Consider the following 26489-nt stretch of genomic DNA (forward strand, 5'->3'; position numbering starts at 1 on the left):
CCAAATTTGCGCGGGCCAAGGCCGCGGCGGCCATTCTCGTGGTGCGTCGCGGCCACGGCATGGCGCACTGCGGTCAGGGCGCCGCGCCGGCCACGGCACCGGGTGCCGCGCGGCGCAGTGCCAGCCGCACGAACGGGGCGGCGGCCAGCACGGCCACGCACAGCACGTGGGCGACGCGCGTGCCGCCGAAGCGGCCGAGCAGCGCGCCCGACAGCGCGGTGCCGATGCCCGCCGCGAAGAACGTGATGACGAGCGTGCGCGCGACCAGCGAGCCGTCCGGGTCGACGTCGGACAGCATGCCGGTGAGGAACGGCACGATCACGAAGAACGCACTGTTCAGCACGAACTGGCTCAGGAAGTACGCGCTGCCGCCGCGCGCGCCGAAGAACCATTCGATCGACGCGATCATCGCGAGCTGCGCGGCCCAGATCAGCGCGAGGCGGTGCCGGTGGCTGGCCGGATGCGACGGAATCGCCGCGCCGACGAAGCCGAGCAGGGACGACACCGACAGCAGCACGCCGATCGTCGTGGGCGACAGCCCGGCACGCTCGCCGACGAAACCGGCGATCGCCCATTGCGACGCCTGCACGCCATAGACGAGCGCCGTCACGACCCAGATCGCGAGCACCGGCCGCCACGGCAGCGTGCCGGCGCGCAAGCGGGCCTGCGCGGACGCGCTCGCGAACGCGTCGATGCCGCGGATCGCGGGCGCCAGCACGGCGACGACGGCGGCCAGCAGCGCGAACACCCAGCGCCCGAGCCACGCGGCCGGCAGCGCGGAGATCAGCACGAGGATGCCGCCGTTGAGGATGCCCGCGAGCAGATTGATTTGCCCCCACAGGCGGTCGGTCGATGCGCGCTGCGACACGCCCGACGCGACGACGACGAACAGCATCCCCTCGAACAGCCCCGTCATCCCGCGTGCGAGCGCCGCCGACACGATGCCGGGCGCGACCGCGCTGAGGGCCTGGCCGGCGATCGCACCGACCAGGCCGGCCAGCGTGAACGGCCGCGCGGCGCGCGCAATCCGGTGCGACAGCAGCGCGCAACTGATCGCGATGCCGAGGATCTCGGCGCTGACGAGCGCGGTCGCGGTGCCTTCGTCGAGCCGGAAGCGCGTCATCACCGCCGCGACGAGGAACGGCGACAGGATCAGGCCGTTGGTGGCGGCCGCGAACGCGAGCGCAAGGCGGACGACGGCGCTGGCCGACGGATCGGGACGCGACTGCGCGGCCGCGTGCAGCGTGGCTGTGCTCATGAGGCCTCCTGGCTGGATCGCGGCCGATCTTGCGCGACGCCGGCCGTTTCGTGCATCGGGTGCGTCCCGCGGCGGGCCGGCGTGGCGCGAGCGGTGGCGCTTGCGTTTGCGCCTGTGCCTGCGTTTTGCGGCAGGCCGAACAGCGTGCGCAGGTACGGCGTCAGGAACCGGCCGTGCGGGTCCATCCGTTCGCGCAGCGCGAGGAAATCGTCCCAGTGCGGGTAGCACGCCGCCAGCTCGGCGGCCTTCATCGCGTGCACCTTGCCCCAGTGCGGCCGCCCGCCGTGATTGCGGCAGATGGCCTGCACGCCCGAGAAATACGCGTCGAACGGCATCCCGCGATACTGGTGCGCCGAGATGCGTACGCTGTCGCGTCCGTAGTCGGGGCTCAGCCAGATGTCGTCGCCGCGCACCCAGCGGTATTCGATCGGGAACATCAGCGGAAAGCTGCGGCGCGCGATGAATGCGCGGATTTCGCGCAGCGCGTCGGCGCCGCGGTCGGCCGGCACCGACCACTCCATTTCGTTGAAGCGCACGCGGCGCACCGTCGACAGCATCGCGTAGCTCGCATCCACGTGCCGGCCGGCCGACACGGTCGATGCGCACAGCCTGCTCAGCGCCGGGCACAGCGACGGCACGCGCCGGCCGAGCCCGCACAGCGCGCCGAACACCGTGTTCTCGAGGAACGACTCGGACGCGCGGCTCGCCCAGTGCACCGCGTCGGCCGGCTCGTCGGTCATGTCCCACGCCTTGGTCAGCACGGTGTCCGTGTGCGGGAACCAGTAGAACTCGAACGAGCGATGCTTCGCGATCAGCGCGTCCGCCTGCGCGAGGCAGTCGTCGAGATGCATGCCGCCGCGCTCGAGGCGCAGGTTGAACGCGGGCACGAGGCGCAGGCCGATCTCGGTCAGCACGCCGAGCGCGCCGAGCCCGATCCGGCCGCCGGCGAACAGCTCGGGATGCGTGTCGGCGCTCGCGCGGATCTCGCTGCCGTCCGCGCACATGAAGGTCAGGCTGTCGATCTGCGTCGCCAGGTTGCCGAGCGTGATGCCGGTGCCGTGCGTGCCGGTGCTGGTCGCGCCGGCGATCGACTGCACGTTGATGTCGCCGAGGTTCTCCATCGCGAGGCCGTGCGCGGCGAGCGCCGGGCCCAGCGCCCACAGCCGCGTGCCGGCATGCACGCGCGCGACGCGCCGGTCGCGGTCGACGTCGATCACACCCTGCATCGCGTCGAGCGACAGGATCACGTCGTCGGTCTGCACGAGCGGCGAGAACGAGTGCCCGGCGCCGACCGCGCGCACGGTGGCGCCCGTTGCTGCCGCGTCGCGCAGCACCGCCGCGAGCGCGGCGTGCGACGCGGGCGTCGACACGGTTGCATCAGGACTGCAGACATATCCCGACCAGTTACGCCACATGGCATTGTCTCCGTGGTTGTCGATCGAATGAGTTGAACGGTTGAACGACGGGCCGTGCGGCCCGCTAGAAAAAGCTCTTGCCTTCGCCGCGATAGGTGGGCGCCTCGCCGACCACGCGGCCGCCGCGGATCAGCAGCAGCGTGTTGAAGCGTTCGCACAGTTCGCCGGCCTTCGCGTGGCGGAACAGGATCGGATCGCCGATCGCCGGTGCAACGCCGCGCGGCACGCGCACGGGCGTCTGCACCTCGCCCGCGCCTTCGTTGTCGATCAGCGTGCAACCGGCCGGCAGCCACGGGCGGGGCAGCCGGCTCTTGCCGGCCGGGCCCGATGCGATATAACCGCCGCCCGAGCAGGTCACGATGCCCGGCTGCGGAATTCGCACGACCGGCAGCGCGAAGCCGGCGGCCGGTTGCGCGTGAAACGCCGCATAGTGATCGAACAGCGCCGGCGCGTAGAGGCCGGAGCCGGCCGCGAGCTCGGTGACCGACGCATCGCCCAGCGTGCTTTCGAAGCTGCCGGTGCCGCCGCCGTTCACGAAGCGCAACCTGTAGCCCGCCGCCGCGAGCGCCTGCACGGCCGCGTGGCGGCGCGCGTTGATCTCGCGCGCCGAGCGGCGCTTCAGGTGGCGTACCAGCGCGTTGCGCGCGCCGTTGCCCGGCTCCGTGTCGGCCACGCCGGCGATCTGTCCTTCGTAACCCATCAGCCCGTCGAGCCGCACGTGCCGCCGCTCGCCGATGCGGCTCGCGAGGGTGAGTGCGCCGGCCACGTCGCGCACCGGCGAGCGGTACATGCCGAAATACAGGCCCGGATACGCGGACGACATGTCGAGATCGATCGCGAGCGGGATCGTCACGCTTTCCGCGCGTGCGAGGCGGTCGATCGCGTCGACCTGGGCGGCAGCGTCGACCATCAGCGTGATCGAGCGGCCCCGCCTGAGCTGCGCGGCCACCGCGCGAAGGTCGTCGGCCTCGACGGTCGGATAGGCGACGACGATGTCGTCGAACCCGCCGTCCGCAAGCCACGCGGCTTCCGCGGCCGAATAGCACAGCAGCCCCTGCATGAACGGGCCGGCGGCGAGCACCGCACCGATCAGTTCGCGCGAGCGTACCGATTTCGTCGCGAGCCGGATCGGCACGCCGCGTGCGCGGCGCTTCAGGTCGGCGAGGTTCGCGTCGAGGCAGTCGAGATCGACGAATGCGGCGGGAAGGCGGCGGCCCGCGAGTGCGTCGCGATAGGTCGGATAGTCGTGGACGGCGGCGGGTGCGCGATGCGGAAGGTCTGCACGGCTCATGGAACGGGCTCGGCTGGGTGGGGTGTGTGCCGCGCCGACCGTTCGGCGCGTGTCGGAAACCAGCATAGGGCCGGCCAAAATGACGACCAAGCGCTCAGCGGGTCGTTCGACGGGTCTTATCCGGCCATCCGTATCGGCCACGCGCACGCGTGAGCGTCGCGCCCCGTGAAGGTGGATCGTTGCTTGCTTGGTGTCGCGGCGCACATCGCGCGTGCCGGCGCGAACCACCGCCGGACGGGCACGACGCTCGACATCACGCGCGTGCCGATACGACAACGAAATGCGTTTCAAACGTCTTGCCGGCCATCGCCGCTGCGCGCGGGTTTAGTGCCCGCGTTCTAGTGCCGCTTTTGACTGCATGCCGGATTCGACCTAGAACCTACTCGCGGATGCACCGGCGAAGAACGGCATGACGTGACGAGGAGGCGACGTGAAGAAGAACAGGGCACTCTGGCGGCGCACGGGCGCGATCGCGGCGATCGGCGTGGCCGTCGTTGCGATCTGGCGATACGAAGCGACGACACCGGCGCAAGCCGCGTCGTCCGGCACGCCGGTCGCGACGGCGGGCACACGGTCCGGCGCGGCCGATGCGTTCGGTACCGGCACCGGCACCGGCGTCGTGACACCGGGCCCCGAGGAGCGACGGCTCGACGTCGACGCGCTGCGCCGCAGCCTTGCCGGGCGCCCCGATGCGGACGCGGAAGTGAAGCGCGTCGTTGCATTCGCGCGCTTCCGCGACGAGGTCGCCGCTTACGGCGATCGCCGCAACAGCCTGCCGCAAGCCGAGCGCGACGCGCTCGCGCGCCGGATTCTCGACGAACTTCCCGACCACGTCGCGCGCAACGAGATCGTGCCCGTGCAGGCCGAAGCGCTGAGCGCGGCGCTGCTGACCGACACCGAAGCCGACCCGGCGACGCGCGGCGCGGCGATCCGGTCGATGCGCGCGCAATGGGACACCTATGCGCAGCGGACGGTCGGTCCGTCGCCGGCGCAGGACCCGCGCTATCTCTCGTACGAACAGCAGAGCCGCGACGTCGTCCGGCAGGTTCAGGCGAGCATTCCCGATCCCGACCAGCAGCAAGCCGTCATCGCACAACGCCTCCAGGCGCTGCGCGTCCAGCTGTTCGACGGCGCTTCACCGTCCGGCGTGCACTGAGCGCCGAATCCGCGCGGCCGGGGCGGCGCCCGGCGGCCGCGTCATGTCCATCGACAAGGAGGGGAGATGTCCACAGCACGATGCCTGCTGCGCGCGGCCGTTGCCGCGCTGCTCGGTTGCGCGGCACTGAACGGTCACGCGGCCGATACGACGATGCCGGATCCATCGGTTCCTTATTATTCGTGGTACGAAGTGACGTTGCCCGAGAGCACCGGCGCATCGTGCGGCAACGGCACGCCGATGCGCTTCTACATCAATCGCGCGCAGTCGGACAACCTGCTGTACATGATGGAGCCGGGCGGCGCGTGCTGGGACTACGGCACCTGCACGCAGACGTCGACCGGTGCCGAGGCCGGCCTCGGCGGCTTCAATCCGGACGGCATTCCGCACAACTACATGAACGGCACCGCGAACGAGAGCCTGCTGTCGTCGTTCCTGTCGCCGCTGCTGACGCGCATGGATCTCGCGCACATTCTCGTCGGCGAGCCGAAGGTCGAAACGCAGCAATGGACACAGGTTTTCGTGCCCTATTGCACCGGAGATATCCACATGGGCAGCGCGGTGCGCAACTACACGTCGCCGTCCGGCGACTGGCGCCTGCAGCACTACAGCGGGCTGAAGAACATCCAGGCCGTCGCGCAGTGGCTGACGTCGCACGGCTTCGGCAAGCCGAACCGGCTGCTCGTGTACGGGATGAGCGCGGGCGGCTACGGCACGCTCGCGAACTACGCGACGCTGCGCAACACGCTGCAGCCGCAGGCGCACAGTTCGCTGCTCGACGACGCCGGCACGGTGTTCAACACGCCGTTCGATGCGGACGCCGCCACGCATCCGTCGGTCGGCCTGTACGACCGCGTGCGCACCGAGTGGGGGATGACGGGCCCCGACGGGATGATCACCGTGAACAGCCGGCTGACCAGCCGGTTCGACCCCGGCAACATGGGGAGCGCGTACGCGGCATTGTCGGCGACCTTTCCGCATGATCGCTTCGGTTTTTCCAGCTACCAGCGCGACAAGATCATCGCCGCGTATCACTATCGCGCGTTCGTGCCGGCCGTGATCGCTGCGCCGGACGACGCGACGAAGGATGCGCTGTCGCTCGCGATGTTCGGGAAGGAGCTGGACGGGTTGAAGCAGACGCTGAACCCGTTGCCGAACTTCGGCTACTTCATGCCGTGGGCGCGCAACGACTTCATCGCCAACCATCAGGTGACGGCGGTCAGCTTCACCGGGTCGGGGATCCACGAGAACGGCACCGACGCGGATATCGGCACCTTCGTCGACAACCTGCTGAACCAGCAGGACCCGGCCGAGACGCCGGTGATGAAGGCGTTCCGCACGCAGCAGTGGTCGGATTTCACGTTCTCGACGTTTCTCGCGTGGATCGACAGCGTGTTCAACCTGACTGGCGAAGCGGGGCCGATCTCGGGGCACCGGGCGTGAACGGGTGACGGAGGCGCGGTGCGCTGCCCTGCGCCGCGCCGCCGTGTCGCCGTTGCGCCTGGCGTGCGCGTTCAGTACGAATCGTCGTCGAAGCGGGACGATGCCGGCCGGCGCTTCATGTCCTTCAGCCATTCCCTGACGTTGTCCGGGTCGTCGAATTCGCGCACCGCGATGGTCAGGTCCTGGTTGCTGCGCTGCATGCCGGCAATGTCGCGCGTCAGTATCCGCATGACCGTATCGGGCGCGATCTTGACGGACGATGCGATGCCGTAGGTTCGGCGGAAGTGGGTCTCGACGTGCCGGATCTCCTGGTCCAGCTCGCGCACCTGTTCCTCCAGGATGCCGTTGTAGCGCATCAGTCGGTCTTCGCCGAGGCCGTCGATCGCGCGCCGGTCGATCTGCTCGATCTCCAGCTGCAGTTCCAGCAGTTGCAGCAGGTTGCCTTTCGCATACGCGTGGTTGACCCGCTGCATCAGCACGGTCTTGCGTTCCTGTTCCTTCGGATCGGTTTCGCGATCGGGATGCAGCACGCTCGCGAGCTTGCGATAGACGTCGCGGATCGACTTGCTCGATTCGGCCTGCTCGGCTTCGCGCCTCGCTTGCGCCGCCGATTGCCGGGGCGCCTTCTTGCGTTTCGCGCGCTGCGCCTCGCGGGCCTCGTGCTCGGCCATGTCGCGCCTGAACTGTTCGTCCAGCTCGGCTTGCATGCGCTCGGCGAGTTCGTCGGGCGACAGCGTGTCGAGATCGTCTTCCTGCGCGGGGGCGGGCGCCGGTTCCGGTGCCTGCTTCGGCCGTGCGCGATCGGCTGCCGTGCGGTCGTCGTCGCCGGATGCGCGGTGCCGGTTGTAGAGGATCTTCAACTGCGCGTCGTCGCTGACGTCGAGCAGGTCGCGCGCCATGTTCGCGATCACGTCGGACAGCGTGCGCTGCTCGGCCTTGCTCAAGCCCTTTTGCAGGAACGCGTCGTCGAGCCGGTTGAGCAAGCTGATCCGCAACGCCGTCGCCGCCTGCTCGAGCGGCAGCAGCCCGTCGACGAATTTCTTGTGGAAGGCCGGCGTCACGGCGTCCCATGCGCCGAGGCGTTCGCGCCGCGTTTCGATCTGCTGGACGAGCGTATTGAACGTCTTCTGGGCTTTCGACAGGCTGGCTGTCTCGTGGCCGGGCGCAATGACGACCGCGGCACCGCGTCGTGCGGTCATGATGAATGTCCTCCGGCCGCGGCAGGACGCGCAGCAGGCCGGTATTCTAGCCGGATGTGCGGCCGGCGGCGCGGAACGGCCCGCTTCGCCGACACTTCCGCCAGCGCGTTACGGCCGCGGCGCCGCGACCGCAGGTGCGCCCGAGTCCGTGCCCGGCGTGCCGCCCGGCCCATAGGCGGCAGCGGCGTTGTTGCGTTCCGCGAGACGCTTGGCAGTCAGGCGCTCCTGCGCGGCGACGATGTCGCCCGGATAGTTGTCCCCGTTGCTGGCGACCGGGTCGTAGCCGACGGCTTCGAGGTCGAACAGTTCCTGGCGTACCTGCGCACGCGTGAGCGTCGAGTGCGACGACTGCGCGTACGACACGGCCGGCGCGGCGAGCAGGGCAGTCGCGGCAGCGGTGGCGACGACGACGGTGGCGATGATCGATTTCATGATTTCCTCAGACGGTTGCGTGGCGGTTCACCGAACCGACGAAGCAAGTTTAGGAATCCATGCCGGCCGGATAAATGCCGATTCCGGGTGAACTGTGTTTCCGGAATGCGCCACAGTGGGCGACGGGCGTGCCGCCGTGCCGCCACGTCGTCAATCGCCGAACAACTGCCCCTGCCCGGAGATCACGCGTTCGAAATCGTCGCGCAGGAACGGCAGGATCGCGTCGGCGACGGGCTGCAGCTGGCGGCTCAGGTAGAACGCGTAGTCGATCGGCGAGCGCATCGTCTCGAGCGGCTCGGGGCCGGCCGTCGTCATCACGTAGCTGATCCAGCCGCCGCGCTGGTATTGCAGCGGCCGGCCCTGCGCGTGGTTGAACTCGTCGGCGATCCGCGCCGCGCGCACGTGCGGCGGCACGTTGCGCTCGTACTCGCGCAACGGCCGGCGCACGCGCTTGCGGTAGACGAGCTGGTCGTCGAATTCGCCGGCCAGCGTGCGCTGCACGTAGTCGCGAATGAAATCCTGGTAGGGCTCGCGGCTGAACACGCGTCGATACAGCTCGCGCTGGAACTGCTGCGCGAGCGGCGTCCAGTCGGTGCGCACCGTTTCGAGCCCCTTGAACACGAGGTCCTCGCCGCCGTCGGCCGCCGCCGCGAGGCCCGCGTAACGCTTCTTGCTGCCTTCTTCCGCACCGCGCACGGTCGGCATCAGGAAGCGGCGGTAGTGCCGCTCGTACTGCAGTTCCAGCGCGCTCTCGAGCCCGAACTGGTCGCGCAGGTGCGCGTGCCACCAGCGGTTCACGTGCGCAACGAGCGCGCGGCCCTTGGCGCCGGCTTCATCGTCGTCGTGCGCGCGGCCGAGCCACACGAACGTCGAATCGGTATCGCCATAAATCACTTCGTAGCCCTGCGCTTCGATCAGCTCGCGCGTGCGGTGCATGATCTCGTGCCCGCGCATCGTGATCGACGACGCGAGGCGCGGGTCGAAGAAGCGGCAGCCGGTCGAGCCGAGCACGCCGTAGAACGAATTCATGATGATCTTCAGCGCCTGCGACAGCGGCGCGTTGCGCTGCCGCTTCGCATCGTCGCGGCCTTCCCACACGCGGCGCACGATATCGGGCAGGCAGTGTGCGGTACGCGAGAAGCGCGCGCCGAGAAAGCCGGGCACCGATGCGTCGTCGCCGGGATTCGCGAGCCCTTCGATCAGCCCGACCGGATCGATCAGGAACGTGCGGATGATCGACGGATAGAGGCTCTTGTAGTCGAACACGAGCACCGAGTCGTACAGCCCGGGGCGCGAATCCATCACGAAGCCGCCGGGGCTGTTTTGCCCGGTCACGTCGCCGAGGTTCGGCGCGACGTAGCCGAGCCGGTGCATGCGGGGCAGGTACAGGTGCGTGAAGGCCGCGACCGACCCGCCGGTGCGATCGGCCGCGAGGCCCGTCACGCTCGCGCGTTCGAGCGCGAAGGACAGCAGGTCCGCCTTGTCGAAGATGCGCGTGACGAGCTCGCAGTCCTTCAGGTTGTAGCGCGCGAGCGCCGGCTTGTCGTGATCGAAGCGGCGCTGGATCTCGTCCATCCGCTGGTACGGATTGTCGATCGACTTGCCTTCGCCCAGCAGCGCCTGCGACACGTATTCGAGGCTGAACGACGGGAACGTCCACGTCGCGGATTTCAGCATGTCGATGCCGTCGAGGATCAGCCGGCCTGCCGCGCCCGCGAAGAAGTGGTCGGGCTGCTGGCCATGCGCGCGCCAGTCGAGCACGCTGCCGCCGCGCCCGAGCTTCAGCGGCACGCCGTATTGCTCCGAATGCGCATGCAGGATGCGCAGGTCGAACTGCACGAGGTTCCAGCCGATCACGGCATCGGGATCGTGTGTTTCGAACCAGTCGTTGAGCCGCGTGAGTATCGCGGCGCGACTGTCGCAATAGTCGAGGTCGAAGTCCCGCGTGCCCGCGTCGCTGCCTGCATCGCCGTTCGGCGGGCCGAGCATGTAGACCTGCCGCTGCCCGCAGCCTTCGAGCGCGATCGAATACAGCTCGCCGTGGACGCTGGTTTCGATGTCGAGCGACACGCAGCGCAGGGCCGGGCGATAGCCGGTCGCGGATTTCAGCTCGGTGCCGGTCAGCGTGCCGTCGCGGCCGGGCCGGCCGCGAAACTGCACGCATGCCGTGATGAAGCGTTCCATCGCGTAGCGGTCGGGCGGTTGCACGTCGGCTTCGTAGACGTCGACGCCCGCTGCGGCGAGGCGTTTTTGCAGCCCGGACAGATGGCGATAGCGCTTGCAATAGAGGCCGACGACGGGGCGCTGCCGGAAATCGCGCAGCGTGAGCGGGCGCAACTCGGCGTCGTGCTCGCCGGCCAGCGTGCGTTCGGCGAGCGCCTGCTGTTCGGCGGGGATGAACGCGACGGCTTCCTGCGGGCGCAGGCGCACGCGGCGCGGACCGTGTTCGGTTGCCAGCCAGAACTCGATCTCGATGCCGGATGCGGTGTCCCGCCAGTGGCGGGTGAGGATGAAACCCTGCTCGAACGCCGTCAAAACGCTTGCTCGTCGTGAATGCCCAGGCGGCGGATTTTAGCGCTTGAATGGCGGCCGTGCCGACGGGGGCGTGCGTGGCAACAGGTGGCAACAGGTGGCAGGAAGCCGGCGCGCGATGCGCGATCTTCCGCGTGCCGGCCGGCGTTCGGGTTTTTCGACGCGATTGACGTCCGCCGCGCGACGGAAAGAAGGCGACTACTCGCGACGCAGCGTTTCGAGCACGGCGGATGGCGGTTGCCGGCACGCGCCGTAGCCATTGGACTGCAGCCTGGGCATCATGCCGACGACGAAGTCGATGAACGTTCTCACCTTGGCCGGAACGTGGTTCCGGCTGGGGTAGTAGACGTAAAGCGGGAACGTCTCGTCGCACCAGTCGGTCAGCACCGGCTCCAGTGTGTCGGCACGCAGGTGCGTGTCGATTCCGAGGTCGATCACCTGGGCGATCCCGAAGCCTGCGACGCAGGCGCCGATCTTGGTGCCCGCATCCGTGACGGTCAGGCTGCCGGTTACGGCCACTTTCGTTTTTTCGCCGTCACGCCAGAATTCCCAGTCGAAGGGGCGGCCGGTAGCCGGGTCGATGGCCAGGATGCATTCGTGGCCGTCGTCGACCAGATCCTGCGGCGACCTCGGCCGGCCGCGTCGCTCCAGGTAGGACGGTGCGGCCACCGTCAGCACCCGCGGGCTGTACAGCCGTCGACAGACCAAGGTGGAAACGGATGGGGGGCCAAAGCGGATGGCGAGATCGAAGCCGTCGCTGACGAGGTCCGAGAGGTCGTTCCGGGTCTCCAGCTTCAGGTGCAGAGCGGGGTGTTCCTTCATGAACCGGGCCAGCTCCGGTGCGAGCACAAGGCGGGCGAATGCGGCATCGCACGCCACACGGAGCGTGCCGCTGGCGACCGAAGTCTGGCCGGAAGTGCCGGCGGTCGCCTCCTCGATCCCCTGCAGTAACGGCAGCACTTTCGACAACAGTTCGTGGCCCGCGTCCGTCACTTCGACGTGCCGGCTGGTGCGATGCACGAGCTTCGCGCGCAGGCGGTCCTCCAGTCGCTGGATCGCGCGACTGACCGCGGGCTGGGTCTTGCCCAGGCGGGAGGCCGCTCGACCGAAGCTCCCGGATTCGGCCAGGGCCGCAAGGACAAGCAAGCCGCTTACCAGTCCTCCGTCGAGGTCTTCCATGATCCATGTGTTCCTGTAATGGCAGCGATAACCGGGTCGCCGTAGCCGAGGGCGGGGGCGATCGCTCACTATACGAGCGGTTCACTATCGAGGAAAGCCAGCCATGACCCAGACCCAGGCCGTAGTCGCGTTGATCGACGACTACTTCAATTTGGCTTACGAGCCGAAGAGCCGCGACTTCGACAAGGTTTTTCACCCGAGCTGCGTGATTCAGTGGCTCGATGAAGGCCGGTTTCGCACGCTGGCGTCGCACGAGTATGCGGCGCTCATCAACGGGAGGCCGAGTCCGCGATCGACCGGCGCGCCCAGGGACGAGGCGATCCTCTCGATGGCGCATGTGTCGGACGGCCTTTCAACGGCTACGGTACGGGTGCGAATCGGCAACCGGCTGTTCAACGATCACTTCGTCATGCACAAGGTGGACGGCAATTGGTTGATCGCAACCAAGGCGTCCGCCGTGGTGCGTACGTTCGACTGAAGCGGCGCACGGCAGATGCGCATCGGTTTCCCGGTTTTTTTGCGTCAACGAAATGCGGTGTCTCGGCATCGACGGGGGAATCCGTAATGGGACCCCGCTCGAACGCCGTCAAGATACCCGCTCGTCATGGATGCCCGGGCGGCCGATTTCAGTGCTTGGGCGGGGGAGTGCCGGCGCGGGATGCGCGATACCGTTCCGGCATCCGGCCGATGATCGTAAGATTCGGGCTCGATTGAACCCGTCAAGGATCATTGAATGAAACTCGCGATTGATCGCGTCGCACGTGTTGCCGGCTGTGTCGTCGTTGCGGCCTGCCTGTGTGGAAGCGGGCGTGCGATAGGCGCTTCCCCGAAAGTGAAGGCACTGCCGGCGACCACGGAAGCCAACTGGATACAGGCGGTCAGGCAGCATCGGACAAAAGATGGCGCAACGGTTGCTGAAGTGCTGTCCTATGCGGAAAAAATGAGGCCGCGCATCTTCAAGGCCGGACGATTCGAAGTGGGTTACAACGGCGCGACCGGCGTTGCCAGCTCGGTTTCGATCGGCTACTGGATCGGAACGAAGCGCGCGCCGGACGATGCGTTCGTCGATCTCGGCTATTCGATGTCGCCCGATGGCCGCGTGATGCCTGTCTCGCCGGACGCGCACACGGCCACGGCATTGGAGAACGGACGGAAGGCGTTTCTGCGTGCCGTCGACGACGCCTATCGGGACACATGCCTGTCCGATCCCGATCATCCGCCGGCATGCTGATGAATCCCGCCCGATTGACGTCACGGAACCATCGTTCGTAGAATCGCCGGTCAAGAACAACATCATTCTGAGAGAGGCGCCATGAATGCGTACCGCATGATGGACGCAATTGCGGAACGGCCGGCTCGGCAAGCGTCGCTTGTCGCGTTCAATTTCCGGCCTGGCAATCGTGCTCCGATTCGCCACCGCAGGGCAGGGCAGTCCTGCTTCGGTCGCGATGACGTGCCGACACATCGCGCAAGCTGCGTGGGAGCGCATGACGCATGCCGACCTGACTTCGCCTGCCTCGTTTCCAGTCGCCACTGGTGAAAGCCTCCATGCCGCAGTCGACCGGCCTGTCGCTCGACATGAGCGAAGGCAATCGACCGCAAAACCGCACGCATCCACCGATCCCGATTGAATTCGGCTCGCTGTCGCTCGTCCTCGGGTTGCCGGGGCGGGCCCTTCTGCGCGACATGCTCGAGGGCCTTGGCCGTGCAGCCGGTTCGCCGGAAACGGTCGCAACCGGTGCGTCGCCCCGGTCGGGGCCGCGGGTCGCTGCTGCCCGGAAACACCACACGAGACCCACACGCGCATTCTCCCGGCGGATGCCCGGCCGTCCTGTTGCTGCAGGGAGGGCGTGGCTGTTCGGTTTGCCTGGAAGTGCGGCGCCGCACGCATTGCCGATGAACCCATTTACCTCGGACTCCCCATGAACGCCTCCTCCCGGCAAATTTCTTTACCCGGTATCGCCGCGCTCATCGCGGCGATCATCACCACGGCGCAATTTCTGATCGGCCTCTACGTGTGGTCGACGAAGTCTTCGCCGTCCGTGAATATGCTGGCCGTGCAACTGTCCACTTTCATCGGGAGCCTGGTGTTTCGAAGCGGCCTGGTGTTCCTGATCGTCCGCTGGCACGGAGAGTACCGGGATCAGCTCGCATTCCGTCGCCCCGCGTTGCCGCTGACGGCCTTTGCGTTATGCCTGCTGGTCTGGCAGGCCGCGCAGGTGCTGGTATTCCAGGCGCTCGTGGGCATGTTGCGCGGTGGTTCTCTCAGCCTGACGCACATCGTGACGCTCATCGCGCCGGTGAATGCCGTCCTCTACGCGCTCGTCGCCTGGCTGGCGTGGTGGTTCGTCACCCACCTGTTTCGCAACGACGCGTTGCCCGGGGCGCCGCGCGGCAATGCGCGGCGGCGCATCGCGGGTCTCGCGGCCTGGTTGTTTGCCAGCGTATTGCTGCTTTTCATGACGCAGGCCGTGATGATCCTGCTCGACCATTTCGACGACGATCTCAAGCTCGTGATGCTGAACTACGTCGGGGGGATCGTCGTGCCCGCCGCGATCGTCTTCGCAGGCGCGATGCTCGGCCTGCCTCGCGATCTCGGTCGGCTGCACGTCCGGCGTCTGCTGGGGGCGTCGCTTGCGTCGATGGTATCGGTCCTGCTGCTGGCTTATGCGGTGCTGCGCCTCGTGGGCGACGTGCTCGGAATAGCCAGCCTGATGTCCGGCATGATGCCGGTCGTCGTTCTCGCCGGAACCGGCGCGGCCTACTGGGTGTGGTTCCGCGTGTTCTATGCCGCTGTGCGTCGCGAGACCGCTGGACCGTCGCAAGGCATGCCGTCGGCGTGAAACCCGCAAGCGGATATGGCGTGAGCCGCGTGCGCGACAAGACGACCCGCGGCGATTCGGCAGCGGGCGCATCAGCGTACGCACCGGCGCCCTACACCCACGCGACATCCCGCTTCAAGTGCTCTGCCCGTTGCGGCCGCTGATACAGATACCCCTGCGCATACTGGATCCCGACCGTCTGCAGCGCGCGATGCTGCGCTTCCGTTTCCACGCCCTCCGCGATGATCTTCAGGTCGTAGTGATGCGCGACGGACGCGATACCCTCGATCAATCCCGCGCTGCCGCCGTTCAGCTGCGAGACGAACTGGCGATCGATCTTCACGTAGTCGAACGGAAAACGCGACAGCATGTCGAGATTGCTGTGATGCGTGCCGAAATCGTCGATCGCGAATTTCGCGCCTTTCGCTCTCAGCGCATGGAAGATCGCGGTGGTCCGCGCGTTCTTCTCGAGCAGGATGCGCTCGGTGACTTCGAGCACCAGCGTAAAGCCGGGCGGCAGTGCGCGAATCGCATCCTCGACGATCGACACGAACCGCGTGCGCTCGAGATCCTTCGGCGCGATGTTGACGGCGATGCGCAGCGGCGTTGACGGCGTCAGCGCGGAGAGTTCCGACACGGCGGTCCGCAGCACGAATTCGGTCACTTTCGGCAGCACCGCGCTCGATTCGACCTGCGGGATGAACACCGCCGGGCTGATGGCCCCCCACTTCGGATGCTGCCAGCGCAGCAGCGCCTCGACGCCGACGGTCCTGCGCGTCCCGACCTCGACGATCGGCTGGTACACGACATGGAGTTCGTCGCGCCTGAGCGCGTTGCGCACGGCCTTCAGCAGCAGCCGGCGCGGTGCCATCGCCAGCAGGTAGGCCGCCATCACGAGACCATCCGCCAGCAGCACGATCGTGATGCCGATCAGCCGATAGTGGTGCCGAACCTGCGACGCGTAGCGCGTGGATGCCGCAACCGACACCGTGAACGGCCAGCGGGGCGACACGATCGTGCTGCCGCGTGCGGGTTCCGCGGCCGATTCCGGCGCGAACTTCCCGTACTGATCGAGATGGCCCGAACCCGCGATCGACAGCGTCGCGGTTTCCGTCCCGTAGCGGGCGCCGTGCGCGAGCGCGTCGGCCACGTAGTCACCCTCGACCAGGTAGAGCACGCCCGCGCCGGGCGCGGTGGCGTAAAACACGGGCAGCACCGGGATGCCCTGCTGGAACGGCGTTTGGCGCAGCAGCGTGACGAGCGTCGAACCCGGCTCCGGCTCGTGCGTGTACGCGCCCAGCGGCAAGTCGATTGCCCCCAGCGCAGACGAGCACATGACACGTCCGTCGTACACCAGCGCGACGGCGCGCAGGTAGCGCAGGCGCGTGCCTATCTCGGCGAGCGTCCGGAATACCGCCGAGCATGGCCGCCCGACGAGTGCGGTGAGTTCGTCCACATGTCGCAGGCGCGTGCCGTCCAGGATGCGGTCGACCGATGCCACGATGTCGTTCGCCACGACGCGTTCATGTTCGATGACGGTATCGCGCGCATAGCGGTCGGCAAGCGCGATCGCGAAGGCCGGCACGAGTACGCAAACGATAACGGCGACGAACAAGACGACCCGCGGCCACGCGCCGCTGCGCTGGAACACTGGTTTCGAGCCTGGCGTGAACGCCGACATTCCCGCGGTCGCCTTTGGTGTTGTGTGTTGGGAGAGGCAAGTCGTACCGGTCGATACATCGACGGCACGCCTGCGTCATGCGCGCCGCCATCTCGATGCGATCGATCCTACGGTCGCGACGGACACCCGTGACCGCCTCGTCGCAATGGGCCGTTCATTCCGAGGCTTGCCTCCATGAACATGCGCATTCGGCGCATATGAACTGGCGGAGCACACCGAAAAAACCCCGGCCGCATGGTCTTGCGGCCGGGACGAAAAAACACCGTCTCTTGGCACGAGGATGGTGCGCGGCAAGTATAAGATGTGATGAGAGATTACGAAATATTGTTATTCAACAATTGGTGTAATTTTGTCATTGTGTCTCGACAAGAAACATTCTTTCGGGATGCTGTCTTTGCCGACTTGCCCGCGGCCCGCGTTCGGTCGCCGCGCGATACGGTCGCATGTGTCGCCGGAGCTTCGGGATGGAAGAAAATACCGTGCCCACGGTCATCGTGACCGATGGTGCAGCCGCAGCCGACGGCGGTTCGCTGTGGATCCGGATCGACGTGAACGGGCAGGCCCGCGATTACGTGCTCGATCGCGCGCTCGCCTCGCGCGGCACGCCGCGCTACAACACCATCCGCGGCGCACATGGTCCGCTTTCGAAAGACGAACGAAAGGAAGCGCTTGCGCTGCTGCGCAGCATTGCCGACCCCGCGATGTGGGCCGGCATGGTCGGCACGTTCACGCAGGTGCTGCAGGCGTCCGAAGATGAGTGAACGATGCGGTGCCCGCGCGTCGCGCGGGCCGCGATTCAGAAATCGTCGCGCATCTTGCGCAGCAGGTCACCGCCCGACTGGTGCGTGTCCACCGCGGTGAGCACATCGGTCAGGAACCACGGCAGGTTCAGTTGCGTATTGGAATCGCCGACGCATACGCGGATTGGCGGCGCCTTCGACGGCGAGCGCGCGTCGGGCGTGGCGCTGCGGGACGGCACGCAGTTGTTCGCATGCATTTGAACGGGAACCGGCCCGGCGCTGCCGGATGTTGCACCGGCGGCCGCCGGCAAGCTGACGGCGGCAAGCAGGGTCAGGACAGCGACAGCGGCAATGCGTTTCATGGGATTCTCCGGCGATGCTCGTTCGACCGCGCGGGTGGACGCGAGTTCGTCGGCGGCGCGGTTGCGCGCTGCGCTCAGTGGCGCTCAGTTGCGCTCAGCCGCGCGCGACGCTCGCCGCCCGCGCGGGTTGCCGGCTGCGCCACTGCTGCGGCGATTCGCCGGTCCAGCGCCGAAAGGCGCGCGTAAATGCGCTGTGTTCCGAATACCCGAGCAGCCACGCGACTTCCGCGAGGGTCAGCCGCGGATCGTTCAGGTGGTCGATCGCGAGCCGCCGCCGCGTGTCCTCGCGCAGTGTCCGGAAGTTGAGCCCGAGTTCGGCAAGCCGCCGATGCAGCGTGCGCGACGACACATGCAGGTCCGACGCGATCTGTTCGATGCTCGCTTCCCGTTGCGTCAGCGTGCGCGCGACGGCTTCGCGCACCGACTGTTCGAGATCGTCCGTCTGCCGCAACTCGGCCAGCAGCGCGCTTGCCTGGCGTTCCATCATCTGCAGCAGCGCGTCGTCCGGTTGGCGCAGCGGCTGTGTGAGCAGGTGCAGCGGGAACGCGAGGCGGTTCACCGGCTGGCCGAACCGCACCGGGCAACCGAAGTAGTCGACGTACGGCCGATCGTCACCGGGCGACGGGTGCACGAAGCAGACTTCGTCGGGCCCGTCACGCGTGCCGGTGATGTTGCGTGCGAACTGGACGATGGCCGTGAGCGCGACTTCGTCGACGAGCGGGCCGAGCGGCTCGGGCGCATCGTGCCATTCGATCGCGACCGACGTCGCCTCGACGCGCACTTCCATGCGCGCGACGTTCGCGATCAGGTGTTCGTATTGCTGCCAGCGTGCGAGCGCGGCGCCGGCATCGCGGCACGCATGCAGCGCGTAGCCGAGCGCGCCGAGGTGGGCCGGCGTGATCCGCTGGCCGACGTGCAGGCCGAGCAGCGGATCGTCGAGCGCCCGCACCGCGCATTCGAGCAGGCGCCGCCAGTGCGCGCTCGCGTACAGCGTGAGCCCGCGGTCGTCCTCGGGCGGTCGCGCCTCGCCCAGCACGCATGCGGCGTCTTTACCCTGCTCGGACAGATAGTCGAACAGCAGCCGCACATAGGTGCTCGAGTAGTAGACGCGCTGTGTCGAGAGCGGGGAGGCGGCGGGCATGGCGGAAAGTGTCAAGTAATCGTCGGCAAGTGTCAACGCGGAGCGACCCGCGCGCGACCATACTGCCCGGCAGTTCCTGATCGAGGCTGCGAACATGCCGACCGAGTTGATGACGTGGCTCCATGCGTTCCTGGGTAACGACGTGGACTGGAAGCAGGTGTTGCTGATCGGCATGACGCCGGTCTTCCTGATCGCGTTCGCGATCGAATACGCAGTGATGACCGGGCGTGGCCGCCGCGAGCCGTTTCGCTGGAAGGAGATCGTCGCGAACCTGTCGCTCGGCGCCGGCTATCAGGTGGCCGAGACCGTGATGGGGCTCCTGTTCACCGGTGCGATCTTCGCGTGGGTCTACCGGCACCGGCTGTTCGACGTGCCGGTGAACGGCCTCACGATCGTGCCGATCTTCGTCGTCGTGGAATTCTGCTACTACTGGTTTCATCGCACGTCGCACCGCGTGCGCTGGTTCTGGGCCGCGCATGTGCCGCATCACAGCGGCGAAGTGATGAACTTCACGACGGCGATGCGGCAGTCGCTGCTGAACGCGTTCGTCGGCGTGTTCCTGTTCTACCTGCCGCCAGTCTGGTTCGGCATTCCGCCCGCGGTCGTGCTGTTCCTGCTCGCGGTCGATCTCGTGTACCAGTACTTCGTGCATACCGAAGCGATCGGGCGGCTGCCGCGCTGGTTCGAGTACGTGTTCGACACGCCGTCGAACCATCGCGCGCATCACGGCCGCAATCCGCGCTACATCGACAGGAATTACGGCGGCGTGCTGATCGTCTTCGATCGCCTGTTCGGCACCTATGTCGAGGAAACGGAGCCGGTCGACTACGGGATCACGCAGCAGATTCGTTCGTACAACTTCATGGTTCTGAACCTGCACGAATTCGTCGACATGTGGCGTGACGTATTCGCGCCGGGGCCGATCCTGCAGCGGCTGAAGCATCTGTGGATGCCGCCCGAATGGGAGCGGCCGGGGCATCGGCCGATCCATACGTGGAGCGTCGAACGCAAGGGCGAAGAAGATACCGCGACTGCAGCGTGTGCCATGGCTGACGACGGTGCGCCGGCGCAAGGGCGCAAGATCGTACAAGCCACCCCGACGCGATCCGGCTAACCTGCGTGCTTTCCTCGGCGAAAGGCGCGGCGGCAATGACGCAGAAAGTATTCTGGGACGATCCCTACCGGACCACGCTGGATACTGTCGTCACGCACGTCGACGGCGAACGCGTGCAGGTGGACACGACCATCTTCTTCGCGTTTTCGGGCGGACAGGAAAGCGACGCGGGTTCGCTCGGCGGCTATCAGGTCATCCGCGCCGAAAAGCAGGGTCTCGACATCGTCTACACGCTGCCGCACGATCATTTGCTGAACGTCGGGGATCGCGTGACCTGGCGCATCGACTGGGTGCGCCGGTACCGGCTGATGCGCCTGCACTTCGCGGCCGAAATGGTGCTGCAACTGGTCTACCGGCTCCGGCCCGGTATCGAGCGCATCGGCGCGCATATCGGGCAGGACAAGGCACGCGTCGACTTCGCGAGCGATACGAGCCTGTCGCCGTTGTTTCCGGAGATCGAATCGGCCGCGGCCGATCTGTCGATGCGCGACCTGCGCATCGTGACCGGCTTCAGCGATGTCGACGCGCAACGCCGCTTCTGGACGGTCGACGGCTTCGCGACGATGGCGTGCGGCGGCACGCATCCGGCGTCGACCGGCGAGATCGGCATGCTGACGCTCAAGCGCCGCAATACCGGGAAGGGCAAGGAGCGGATCGAGGTCATGCTGGTCGAGCCCGGGATACTCAGCGGGCAGGGGGGCGGTCGGGTTGCGTGAGCGTCGGAAGTGCATGCCGGGCTGGTTGAGCGCCGTCGCCGATCCGCGATTCGCCTGAGTCCGCGTTCTGCGCATGTATATTGGCGATCCATGCATCGAATGGCCGGCGCTTTCGCGCGGCTTCGTTTGCAGGTTACCCTGCGCACGCGTCGCCGACTGTCCGCATCGCGGCGCTCGCGGTGAACAATCCAGCGCAAGCATAAAAACAGCGAACATTCCGAGCCCGCACATGAGCGATACCGATATCGTGTTTCAACCGACGGTGGACGATCTGGTCCACGCTTACCGCCTGAATCTTTGGCGCAGATATAACTGGAAATATCTGCTCAAGGCATTCGCGATCACGTCGATAGCGTATGCCGTCCTTTTGTTCGGTGGTTTCCGGGTGGCAAGCGGCGCGTTGCCGGATTGGCGGAACGTCTGGTGGATGGTGGGAATCGCGGCGGTGGTCACGATCGGCGTGCCGCTGCTCAACCATCTGCTGTTGCGTCGTGCCGCTCGCAAGATCTACAGCCAGCAAAAGACCCTCCAGCAGCCGCACACGGTCATCTGGCGCAGCGACCATTTCGTGGTCGAATCCCTGACTTCGCACGAGGAATTTCGCTTCGCGGATCTCGTTCACTGGAGCGAGGATCGTTTTGTGATCCTGCTTTATCAGTCGGCGGTGATGTTCCGCCTCATCCCGAAGCGGGTGCTCGCGGCGTCGCAGGTGGACCTCCTGCACCGGACGCTGCTTCAGAACGGCGTCCGCAAGATCTAGCAGGCAGGGGCGCGCATGCTGAAACCCGGGCGAGGTGCAGCGTCCGGGTTTCGAAACGGGCTTGTCGCGCGCGGCGTTGCCTGCATCACGTCACTGATACTCGTAACACTGCTTCAACCCCGCGTAGTCGTAGAAGTGACTGCCCGGCGTGAGCTTCGCGCCGTCGCATGCAGCCTGGAAATCCGTTTCGCGCTCGTTGTACAGCATCTTCACGATGAGACGCGATCCGTTGCGATAGACATCCCACTGCATGTTCGCGGCCATCGGCGACACCTGATCGCCGCGCCATGGGTTGTTCGCGTACGTGTACGTCTGCGCTTGCGGCGTCGGCACGAACACGTTCTTCAGGTTCATGATCGACGCAAACGGAATCATGATCTCCGCATGCGTGAAGCGCAGCTTCGCGGCGTGGGTCAGGTCGCCGCGCGCGATCGCATCGACTTCGCCGAAGAAATCGTCCTGCAGCACCTTCGCCATCCGGTACGTGACGGGGTTCGCTTCCTGAATGCCCGGCCCCTTCTGGTAGTAGTCCTCCGCATCCTGCAGATACGCGAGATACTGCGCCTGCTCCGCGCCGATGTACTTTTCCATCGTGACGCCGCCCGTTTCCGCCGTCATCGCGGGCGCGACCTGCAACAGGTTGTACAGCACGTTCACCGCATCGACAGCCGTCGCGATCTTCGTCTTGCCGTCGCCCTTCAGCGTGTTGGTGAACTTGCCGTCCGCCGACGTGAACGCGTAGGTGCCCGTGTTCGCGAACGTGTAGCCGCTGGTGCCGAGCTTCGCGATGAATGCCTGCGACACGAGCGCGGACAGCACCGTTTGCGCGACGTCGGCCGCCTGCGGCGCCGCCTTGATCGCGTTGAGCTTCGCGGCCACCGTCGCGTCGTTCGCATAGGCCTGGTAGGCCTGGCTCGCCTGGTAGGTCGCGTAGTACGGATTGCCCGCATCGGTCACGAGGTCGGTGGCCGGCTTCAGCGAGTGGAAGTACAGCAGGAAACGGTTGGTGCCGGCCGGCTGCGCGACCGGCGCGCTCGCGGGATAACCGGACGGCGCGGCCGGCAGCGTGATCGCCGGGGCCAGTGCCGGTTGCGCAGCCACGAGCGACGCGGAGAAAAAGGTCGAACTGTCGACCGCGCGATCCTGGCCCGAGTTGACGACGACGATCTGCCGGTTCCCGGCCGCGAACAGCGCGGGCAGCCGCTGCGCGAGGCGCGCGGCGAGTTGCTGGTGTTCACGGATGCCGGTTTGCGTGAGGTTGCCGTACCCGGGCGTGGAGATGCCCGCCACGCCATAGCCGAGCAGCGCATTGGCTTTCATCATCGCGTACGTATCGGCCTTGAGCTGTGCGCCGAGCGCGGTCAGGGCGCCGTCGGCTTCGGCCTTGACCAGCATCGCGTAGATCGCGCCGTCGTACTTGAAACCCGACAGCCCGCGCGAGCCGTGGCGCGCGACGAGTTCGGTGTAGACGGGCGCGTAGCCGGCGGGCGGTGCTTCGTACGTCGCGGCGTCCTGCTGCGGACGGTATGGCGTCTTCGTCTGGTAATAGGTCGCGGGTGCCGGCGTGGGCTGGGGTTGCGGTTGCGGTGCGGGCGTCGAGCCGCTGTTGTCGGCCGAGGCCGCGGGCGGTGTCGAATTGTCCCCGCCGCAAGCGGCGAGCAGCAGGCAGGCAACGGCAAGGGCGGCGGCGGTGCGGGTCGGGCGTGTCATCGTGGTGTGCAACGGGCGGGACGATGCGGTTTCGCGTCGTCCCGTCTCCGGGAGGGATCGGTCAAGCCCGGAAGTGTTGCAAGCGACTTTGACAGCAGAATGTCAGGATTCGGTCGGGCAATCGTCGGATGGCTGCCGGATCGAGGGTGGCCGGCCGTCGCCAGCCGGTGTGCCGGCGGTCAGTGCAGGCCGGCCGATGCGATCGAGCGCACGGTGTCGGTGATGTTCACGCAGCGCGACAGGCCGAAATGCTCGGCTTCCCGGCGCTCCGGTTCGCTGCTCGCGATCCCCACCGCGCGTTCGGGCGGTACGCCGAGTGCCTGCAGTGCGACGTCGAAAGGATGCTGGTTTGATCGGGAGTCCTGCTGATTGGCGTCCGTGACGACGACCGAAAAGCGGTCGAGGTTTGCGCGGCCGAACTGGCCTTCGAACATGTCGCTGAGCCGTGCAGCCGGCAGCGTCGTGACGAGACCGAGTCGATATCCTTCTTCCGATGCCCGGTCGAGCCACTGGATGATCGCGTCGCGTTGATGGCGCGATTCATGCGAATCCGGTGTTGCTTCGATTTGCGCGAATGCTGCGTCGAGACGGGTGACGATGGCTTCGATAACCACGGTGATTCCTCTTCAGAAACGTGATGATCCGTTCGCCGACGGGAATGCCACACACCTTAGCGTCGATCCTGAAAACACAACCAATTAATATTTTTATCCGACCGATACGATTCGACTAATGAATCGGGGTGTCAGCCAGAACCGGCGCGGGATGTGTGTCGCGCGACATTTTTCGAGCGACAAGCCTCGCATCGACGGTCTTCGATGTGATGCACCAAACTCGCGCACGTTGTGGATGCAACCGTTATATGCATATAAAAAAACGGCATATCGAGCGATGGTCGCCCGATATGCCGTTGTGCGATGCTGCGTGCGAGTCGTCGCTCAGTGCAGCTTGATCGACGGCTGGTTGCGGCTTTGCAGCCAGTGGCTCAGCGACTGGAACAGCGCACGCTTCACGCCGACCACGCTGAACAGGTGCTTGCGATACAGGAACTTGTACAGGCCGATCGCGGCGAGCCCGTCGACGATCAGCGAGCGCGAACGCACGCCGAGGTCGGCCTGGTACACGGCGCCCGCATGCCCGAGCGACACGACGGTGCCTGCATCACGGAACGTGAAGCCGGCCACCGGCTTGCCGGCGACACGGCGCGCGAACGCGTTGACCAGATACACGGCCTGCTGGTACGCAACCTGCGCGCGCGGCGGCAGGAAGCCGCTCGCACCGGCCGTCGGGCATGCGGCGCAGTCGCCGAACGCATACACGTGCGGATCGTCCGGCGTCTGCAGCGTGTCGGTCACGATCACCTGGTTCGCACGATTGAGCGCGATGTCGCCGATTTCGCGCAGCATCGCGGGGCCCGCCACGCCGGCCGCCCAGATCGTGATGTCGCTCGCGAGCCGTTCGCCCGTCGCGGTCGTCACGGCATCCGCGCCGACTTCCGCGACGCGGGTATCGGTCAGCACGTCCACGTTCAGCGCGCGAAGCTGCGCGTGCATCTTGCCGGACAGCCGCGCGTCGAGTGCCGGCAGGATGCGCGGGCCGCCTTCGATCAACCGGATGTGCACGTCGCGTGCGGATACAAGTGCCTTGAAGCGGTACGTCGTCAGCTGCTGGATCGCATGCCGCAATGCCGCGGCCAGCTCGACGCCCGTCGCACCCGCGCCGATCACGTTGATGCAGATCGGCGCCGCGCGCCGCGCGGGTTGCTGCTCGGCCAGGTGATTCGCCTTCGTGCAGGCCGCGAGGAACTTCCGGCGGAAATCCTCGGCCTGGTCGAGGTTTTCGAGCGGCAGCGCATGGCGCGCGGCACCCGGCACGTTGAAGAAGTTCGTCACGCTGCCGACGGCGAGCACGAGGTCGTCATAGTCGAGCTCGCGCTGCGGCAGGATTTCCGTGCCGTCCGCGTCCTGCACGGCCGCGATCGTTGCGGTGCGTGCCGCGCGGTCGACCCGCTGCAGCGCGCCCTGCACGAAACGGAAACCGTGGCGCTTCGCTTGCGCCGCGTACTCGATCGTGTGCGATGCCGGGTCGCGATGGCCCGATGCGGCTTCGTGCAGCAGCGGCTTCCAGAAGTGCGTCGGGTAGCGGTCGACGAGCACGACTTCGGCTTGCCCGCGGCGTCCGACCGTATCGCCGAGACGCGTGGCGAGGTGCAGGCCGCCGGCGCCGCCGCCGACGATCACGATGCGCGGCAGGCGCGGTGCGCGGTCCGTTGCAAGGTTGGGCGTGGTGTTGTCCATGTGGGGCTCCCGCTGAATGACGATTCGGATGACATTGCTCAAGAACCGACGATATAGTTTCGAACCCACTCGAACAATTTAATGTTTATAAGCGACCCATATGTATTCACTTATAGGAAAGACCGCGACGTTCCGGCAGCTGAAGGCGCTGGACATGATTGCGCGGCTCGGCAGCGTGTCGCGGGCGGCCGAGGAGCTGAACCTGACGCAGCCGGCCGTGTCGCTGCAGGTTCGCCTGCTCGAGGAGGCGGTGGGTGCCGCCTTGCTGCAGCGGGTGGGGCGCGGGGTACAGCTGACCGCGGCCGGCGAGATCGTGTCGCGCTATGCGCGCGAGATCCTGCATCTGTGGAGCGAAGCCGGCGACGAAGTGGCCGCGCTGACGGGCGATCTCGGCGGCACGCTGCGGATCGGCGCGATCACGACGGCCGAGTACCTGATTCCGCCGCTGCTCGTGAAATTCACCGCGACGCGTCCGCATGTGAAGACTTATTTCAAGGTTGGAAATCGCGACGACATCATCCGCATGCTCGCCACGCATGAAATCGATCTCGCGGTGATGGGCAGCGCGCCGAAGGAATTGCGTACGCATGCGGTGGAGTTCGCGAAGCATCCGATGGTGTTCGTCGCGGCGCCAGGCCATCCGCTGATGCAGCGCAAGCGCATCTCGCTGAAGGATCTCGAATCCGCGCACCTGCTCGTGCGCGAACGCGGCGCGGGCACGCGCTCGACCGTCGAGAACCTGTTCAAGACGGCCGGCCACCGCTTCCATGTGGGCTCCGAACTGTCGAGCAACGAGGCGATCAAGCAGATGGCCGAAGCCGGGCTCGGTGTCGCGTTCCTGTCGTTGCACGCGTGTGCACTCGAATTGCGCACCGGGCTGCTCGGGCAACTGCCGTTCCCCGGCAACCCGATCGAACGCGAATGGTATGTGGTCACGCTCGCCGACCGGCGCATTTCGCAGGTCACGGGGCTGTTCCGCGATTTCCTGATCAAGCAGGGCGCGCCGGTGATCGACGGCGCGACGGTGGCACCGCACGAGCGGCGGCGCAAGTAGGTGGACGATGCCGGTCGCGCCGACACCGGCCGCGCGGCCGGTCAGACGAGCCCGAAGTCGTCGTTGCTGTCGGGGATTGACGCGAGCAGCCGTTCGAGCCGGTACCAGCCGACGATGCGCAGGCACCGGGCGGCGAGTGTGGTGCGGTCGTTGCGGGAGCGGGGGCCGGACGAGGGGCGGGTGGCGG

At 66.9% G+C, this 26489-nt stretch carries 24 protein-coding genes; 11 read left to right on the forward strand and 13 right to left on the reverse strand.

Features of this window, described 5'->3' with window-relative positions; all coding sequences use genetic code 11:
* Positions 1–73: 73 nt before the first annotated feature.
* The 3 genes from VK92_RS13220 to VK92_RS13230 all read right to left on the reverse strand — a co-directional run bounded on the left by VK92_RS13220 (position 74) and on the right by VK92_RS13230 (position 3964).
* Positions 74–1258 carry an MFS transporter gene (locus VK92_RS13220; RefSeq protein WP_048021318.1) on the reverse strand — a complete coding sequence of 395 codons (1185 nt, stop codon included), beginning with the start codon at positions 1256–1258 and terminating at the stop codon, positions 74–76.
* The gene (locus VK92_RS13225; protein WP_048021320.1) at positions 1255–2673 is read right to left on the reverse strand and encodes a D-arabinono-1,4-lactone oxidase; all 1419 of its coding nucleotides are present in this window, start codon (positions 2671–2673) and stop codon (positions 1255–1257) included. Before VK92_RS13225 ends, VK92_RS13220 begins: the two co-directional genes overlap by 4 nt.
* 64 nt (positions 2674–2737) lie before the next feature.
* Positions 2738–3964, reverse strand: a complete 1227-nt coding sequence (locus tag VK92_RS13230) for an amino acid deaminase/aldolase (RefSeq protein WP_048021322.1) — start codon at positions 3962–3964, stop codon at positions 2738–2740.
* A 430-nt stretch (positions 3965–4394) separates the two neighbouring features.
* Here VK92_RS13230 and plcR point away from each other — a divergent pair, with 430 nt between their 5' ends.
* The gene (plcR, locus tag VK92_RS13235) at positions 4395–5120 is read left to right on the forward strand and encodes a phospholipase C accessory protein PlcR (RefSeq protein WP_048021324.1); all 726 of its coding nucleotides are present in this window, start codon (positions 4395–4397) and stop codon (positions 5118–5120) included.
* A 66-nt stretch (positions 5121–5186) separates the two neighbouring features.
* Positions 5187–6563, forward strand: coding sequence for a pectin acetylesterase-family hydrolase (locus VK92_RS13240; protein WP_027790043.1), 1377 nt, complete (start codon positions 5187–5189; stop codon positions 6561–6563).
* 71 nt (positions 6564–6634) lie between these two features.
* Here VK92_RS13240 and VK92_RS13245 read toward each other — a convergent pair whose 3' ends face one another.
* The 4 genes from VK92_RS13245 to VK92_RS13260 form a co-directional block, all read right to left on the reverse strand.
* Positions 6635–7762, reverse strand: a complete 1128-nt coding sequence (locus VK92_RS13245; protein ID WP_048021326.1) for a J domain-containing protein — start codon at positions 7760–7762, stop codon at positions 6635–6637.
* Positions 7763–7870: 108 nt separating this feature from the next.
* Positions 7871–8194 carry a DUF4148 domain-containing protein gene (locus tag VK92_RS13250; protein ID WP_021158021.1) on the reverse strand — a complete coding sequence of 108 codons (324 nt, stop codon included), beginning with the start codon at positions 8192–8194 and terminating at the stop codon, positions 7871–7873.
* A 150-nt stretch (positions 8195–8344) separates the two neighbouring features.
* A complete protein-coding gene (locus tag VK92_RS13255; protein ID WP_048021328.1) occupies positions 8345–10729 on the reverse strand; it encodes a DNA polymerase II in 2385 nt (794 codons plus the stop codon).
* A 195-nt stretch (positions 10730–10924) separates the two neighbouring features.
* Positions 10925–11905, reverse strand: a complete 981-nt coding sequence (locus VK92_RS13260; protein WP_048021330.1) for a LysR family transcriptional regulator — start codon at positions 11903–11905, stop codon at positions 10925–10927.
* A gap of 103 nt (positions 11906–12008) precedes the next feature.
* Between VK92_RS13260 and VK92_RS13265 the strand changes: the two genes are divergently transcribed.
* From VK92_RS13265 to VK92_RS13275, 4 genes are all read left to right on the forward strand, one after another.
* Positions 12009–12383: a nuclear transport factor 2 family protein gene (locus tag VK92_RS13265; RefSeq protein WP_048021332.1), complete on the forward strand. Its 375-nt coding sequence runs from the start codon at positions 12009–12011 to the stop codon at positions 12381–12383.
* A gap of 255 nt (positions 12384–12638) precedes the next feature.
* Positions 12639–13136 carry a hypothetical protein gene (locus VK92_RS41715; protein WP_131723277.1) on the forward strand — a complete coding sequence of 166 codons (498 nt, stop codon included), beginning with the start codon at positions 12639–12641 and terminating at the stop codon, positions 13134–13136.
* A gap of 317 nt (positions 13137–13453) precedes the next feature.
* Complete coding sequence (locus tag VK92_RS41720; RefSeq protein ID WP_131723276.1) at positions 13454–13831, forward strand: hypothetical protein; 378 nt, start codon at positions 13454–13456, stop codon at positions 13829–13831.
* The gene (locus VK92_RS13275) at positions 13828–14748 is read left to right on the forward strand and encodes a hypothetical protein (RefSeq protein ID WP_048021336.1); all 921 of its coding nucleotides are present in this window, start codon (positions 13828–13830) and stop codon (positions 14746–14748) included. The genes VK92_RS41720 and VK92_RS13275 overlap by 4 nt, the downstream gene beginning before the upstream one ends.
* Before the next feature lie 91 nt (positions 14749–14839).
* Here the strand turns inward: VK92_RS13275 and VK92_RS13280 are convergent, their stop codons facing one another.
* Entirely contained in the window at positions 14840–16408 is a 1569-nt protein-coding gene (locus VK92_RS13280; protein ID WP_048021338.1) for an EAL domain-containing protein, read from the reverse strand.
* 464 nt (positions 16409–16872) lie between these two features.
* Between VK92_RS13280 and VK92_RS13285 the strand changes: the two genes are divergently transcribed.
* Positions 16873–17169, forward strand: coding sequence for a hypothetical protein (locus VK92_RS13285; protein WP_048021340.1), 297 nt, complete (start codon positions 16873–16875; stop codon positions 17167–17169).
* 35 nt (positions 17170–17204) lie between these two features.
* Here VK92_RS13285 and VK92_RS13290 read toward each other — a convergent pair whose 3' ends face one another.
* Together VK92_RS13290 and VK92_RS13295 are read right to left on the reverse strand one after the other, a co-directional pair.
* The gene (locus VK92_RS13290) at positions 17205–17510 is read right to left on the reverse strand and encodes a hypothetical protein (RefSeq protein WP_048021342.1); all 306 of its coding nucleotides are present in this window, start codon (positions 17508–17510) and stop codon (positions 17205–17207) included.
* A gap of 94 nt (positions 17511–17604) precedes the next feature.
* A complete protein-coding gene (locus VK92_RS13295) occupies positions 17605–18651 on the reverse strand; it encodes an AraC family transcriptional regulator (protein ID WP_048021345.1) in 1047 nt (348 codons plus the stop codon).
* Between the two features lie 94 nt (positions 18652–18745).
* Between VK92_RS13295 and VK92_RS13300 the strand changes: the two genes are divergently transcribed.
* From VK92_RS13300 to VK92_RS13310, 3 genes are all read left to right on the forward strand, one after another.
* Positions 18746–19765, forward strand: a complete 1020-nt coding sequence (locus VK92_RS13300) for a sterol desaturase family protein (protein ID WP_048021347.1) — start codon at positions 18746–18748, stop codon at positions 19763–19765.
* A gap of 35 nt (positions 19766–19800) precedes the next feature.
* The gene (locus tag VK92_RS13305; protein ID WP_048021349.1) at positions 19801–20481 is read left to right on the forward strand and encodes an alanyl-tRNA editing protein; all 681 of its coding nucleotides are present in this window, start codon (positions 19801–19803) and stop codon (positions 20479–20481) included.
* 229 nt (positions 20482–20710) lie between these two features.
* Positions 20711–21241, forward strand: a complete 531-nt coding sequence (locus tag VK92_RS13310; protein WP_048021350.1) for a YcxB family protein — start codon at positions 20711–20713, stop codon at positions 21239–21241.
* A gap of 90 nt (positions 21242–21331) precedes the next feature.
* Here the strand turns inward: VK92_RS13310 and VK92_RS13315 are convergent, their stop codons facing one another.
* The 3 genes from VK92_RS13315 to VK92_RS13325 all read right to left on the reverse strand — a co-directional run bounded on the left by VK92_RS13315 (position 21332) and on the right by VK92_RS13325 (position 25248).
* The gene (locus VK92_RS13315; RefSeq protein WP_048021352.1) at positions 21332–22951 is read right to left on the reverse strand and encodes a histidine-type phosphatase; all 1620 of its coding nucleotides are present in this window, start codon (positions 22949–22951) and stop codon (positions 21332–21334) included.
* Between the two features lie 179 nt (positions 22952–23130).
* Positions 23131–23565, reverse strand: coding sequence for a phosphatase (locus VK92_RS13320; RefSeq protein WP_048021354.1), 435 nt, complete (start codon positions 23563–23565; stop codon positions 23131–23133).
* A 324-nt stretch (positions 23566–23889) separates the two neighbouring features.
* Positions 23890–25248: an NAD(P)/FAD-dependent oxidoreductase gene (locus VK92_RS13325; RefSeq protein ID WP_021158003.1), complete on the reverse strand. Its 1359-nt coding sequence runs from the start codon at positions 25246–25248 to the stop codon at positions 23890–23892.
* A 100-nt stretch (positions 25249–25348) separates the two neighbouring features.
* On the opposite strand from VK92_RS13325, the gene VK92_RS13330 reads away from it, so the two are divergent.
* On the forward strand, positions 25349–26302 hold the full coding sequence (locus tag VK92_RS13330; RefSeq protein ID WP_021158002.1) for a LysR family transcriptional regulator: 954 nt from the start codon (positions 25349–25351) through the stop codon (positions 26300–26302).
* The last annotated feature ends 187 nt before the right edge of the window (positions 26303–26489 follow it).

It is taken from the genome of Burkholderia sp. LK4 (assembly GCF_001043615.1).
Classification (GTDB): domain Bacteria; phylum Pseudomonadota; class Gammaproteobacteria; order Burkholderiales; family Burkholderiaceae; genus Burkholderia; species Burkholderia cepacia.

Coding starts and splice junctions, on each gene's coding strand:
- VK92_RS13220 (WP_048021318.1), bottom strand. CDS start 1,258: ATGAGCACAGCCACGCTGCACGCGGCCGCGCAGTCGCGTCCCGATCCG.
- VK92_RS13225 (WP_048021320.1), bottom strand. CDS start 2,673: ATGTGGCGTAACTGGTCGGGATATGTCTGCAGTCCTGATGCAACCGTG.
- VK92_RS13230 (WP_048021322.1), bottom strand. CDS start 3,964: ATGAGCCGTGCAGACCTTCCGCATCGCGCACCCGCCGCCGTCCACGAC.
- VK92_RS13240 (WP_027790043.1), top strand. CDS start 5,187: ATGTCCACAGCACGATGCCTGCTGCGCGCGGCCGTTGCCGCGCTGCTC.
- VK92_RS13245 (WP_048021326.1), bottom strand. CDS start 7,762: ATGACCGCACGACGCGGTGCCGCGGTCGTCATTGCGCCCGGCCACGAG.
- VK92_RS13250 (WP_021158021.1), bottom strand. CDS start 8,194: ATGAAATCGATCATCGCCACCGTCGTCGTCGCCACCGCTGCCGCGACT.
- VK92_RS13260 (WP_048021330.1), bottom strand. CDS start 11,905: ATGGAAGACCTCGACGGAGGACTGGTAAGCGGCTTGCTTGTCCTTGCG.
- VK92_RS13265 (WP_048021332.1), top strand. CDS start 12,009: ATGACCCAGACCCAGGCCGTAGTCGCGTTGATCGACGACTACTTCAAT.
- VK92_RS41715 (WP_131723277.1), top strand. CDS start 12,639: ATGAAACTCGCGATTGATCGCGTCGCACGTGTTGCCGGCTGTGTCGTC.
- VK92_RS41720 (WP_131723276.1), top strand. CDS start 13,454: ATGCCGCAGTCGACCGGCCTGTCGCTCGACATGAGCGAAGGCAATCGA.
- VK92_RS13275 (WP_048021336.1), top strand. CDS start 13,828: ATGAACGCCTCCTCCCGGCAAATTTCTTTACCCGGTATCGCCGCGCTC.
- VK92_RS13280 (WP_048021338.1), bottom strand. CDS start 16,408: ATGTCGGCGTTCACGCCAGGCTCGAAACCAGTGTTCCAGCGCAGCGGC.
- VK92_RS13285 (WP_048021340.1), top strand. CDS start 16,873: ATGGAAGAAAATACCGTGCCCACGGTCATCGTGACCGATGGTGCAGCC.
- VK92_RS13290 (WP_048021342.1), bottom strand. CDS start 17,510: ATGAAACGCATTGCCGCTGTCGCTGTCCTGACCCTGCTTGCCGCCGTC.
- VK92_RS13295 (WP_048021345.1), bottom strand. CDS start 18,651: ATGCCCGCCGCCTCCCCGCTCTCGACACAGCGCGTCTACTACTCGAGC.
- VK92_RS13300 (WP_048021347.1), top strand. CDS start 18,746: ATGCCGACCGAGTTGATGACGTGGCTCCATGCGTTCCTGGGTAACGAC.
- VK92_RS13305 (WP_048021349.1), top strand. CDS start 19,801: ATGACGCAGAAAGTATTCTGGGACGATCCCTACCGGACCACGCTGGAT.
- VK92_RS13310 (WP_048021350.1), top strand. CDS start 20,711: ATGAGCGATACCGATATCGTGTTTCAACCGACGGTGGACGATCTGGTC.
- VK92_RS13315 (WP_048021352.1), bottom strand. CDS start 22,951: ATGACACGCCCGACCCGCACCGCCGCCGCCCTTGCCGTTGCCTGCCTG.
- VK92_RS13325 (WP_021158003.1), bottom strand. CDS start 25,248: ATGGACAACACCACGCCCAACCTTGCAACGGACCGCGCACCGCGCCTG.
- VK92_RS13330 (WP_021158002.1), top strand. CDS start 25,349: ATGTATTCACTTATAGGAAAGACCGCGACGTTCCGGCAGCTGAAGGCG.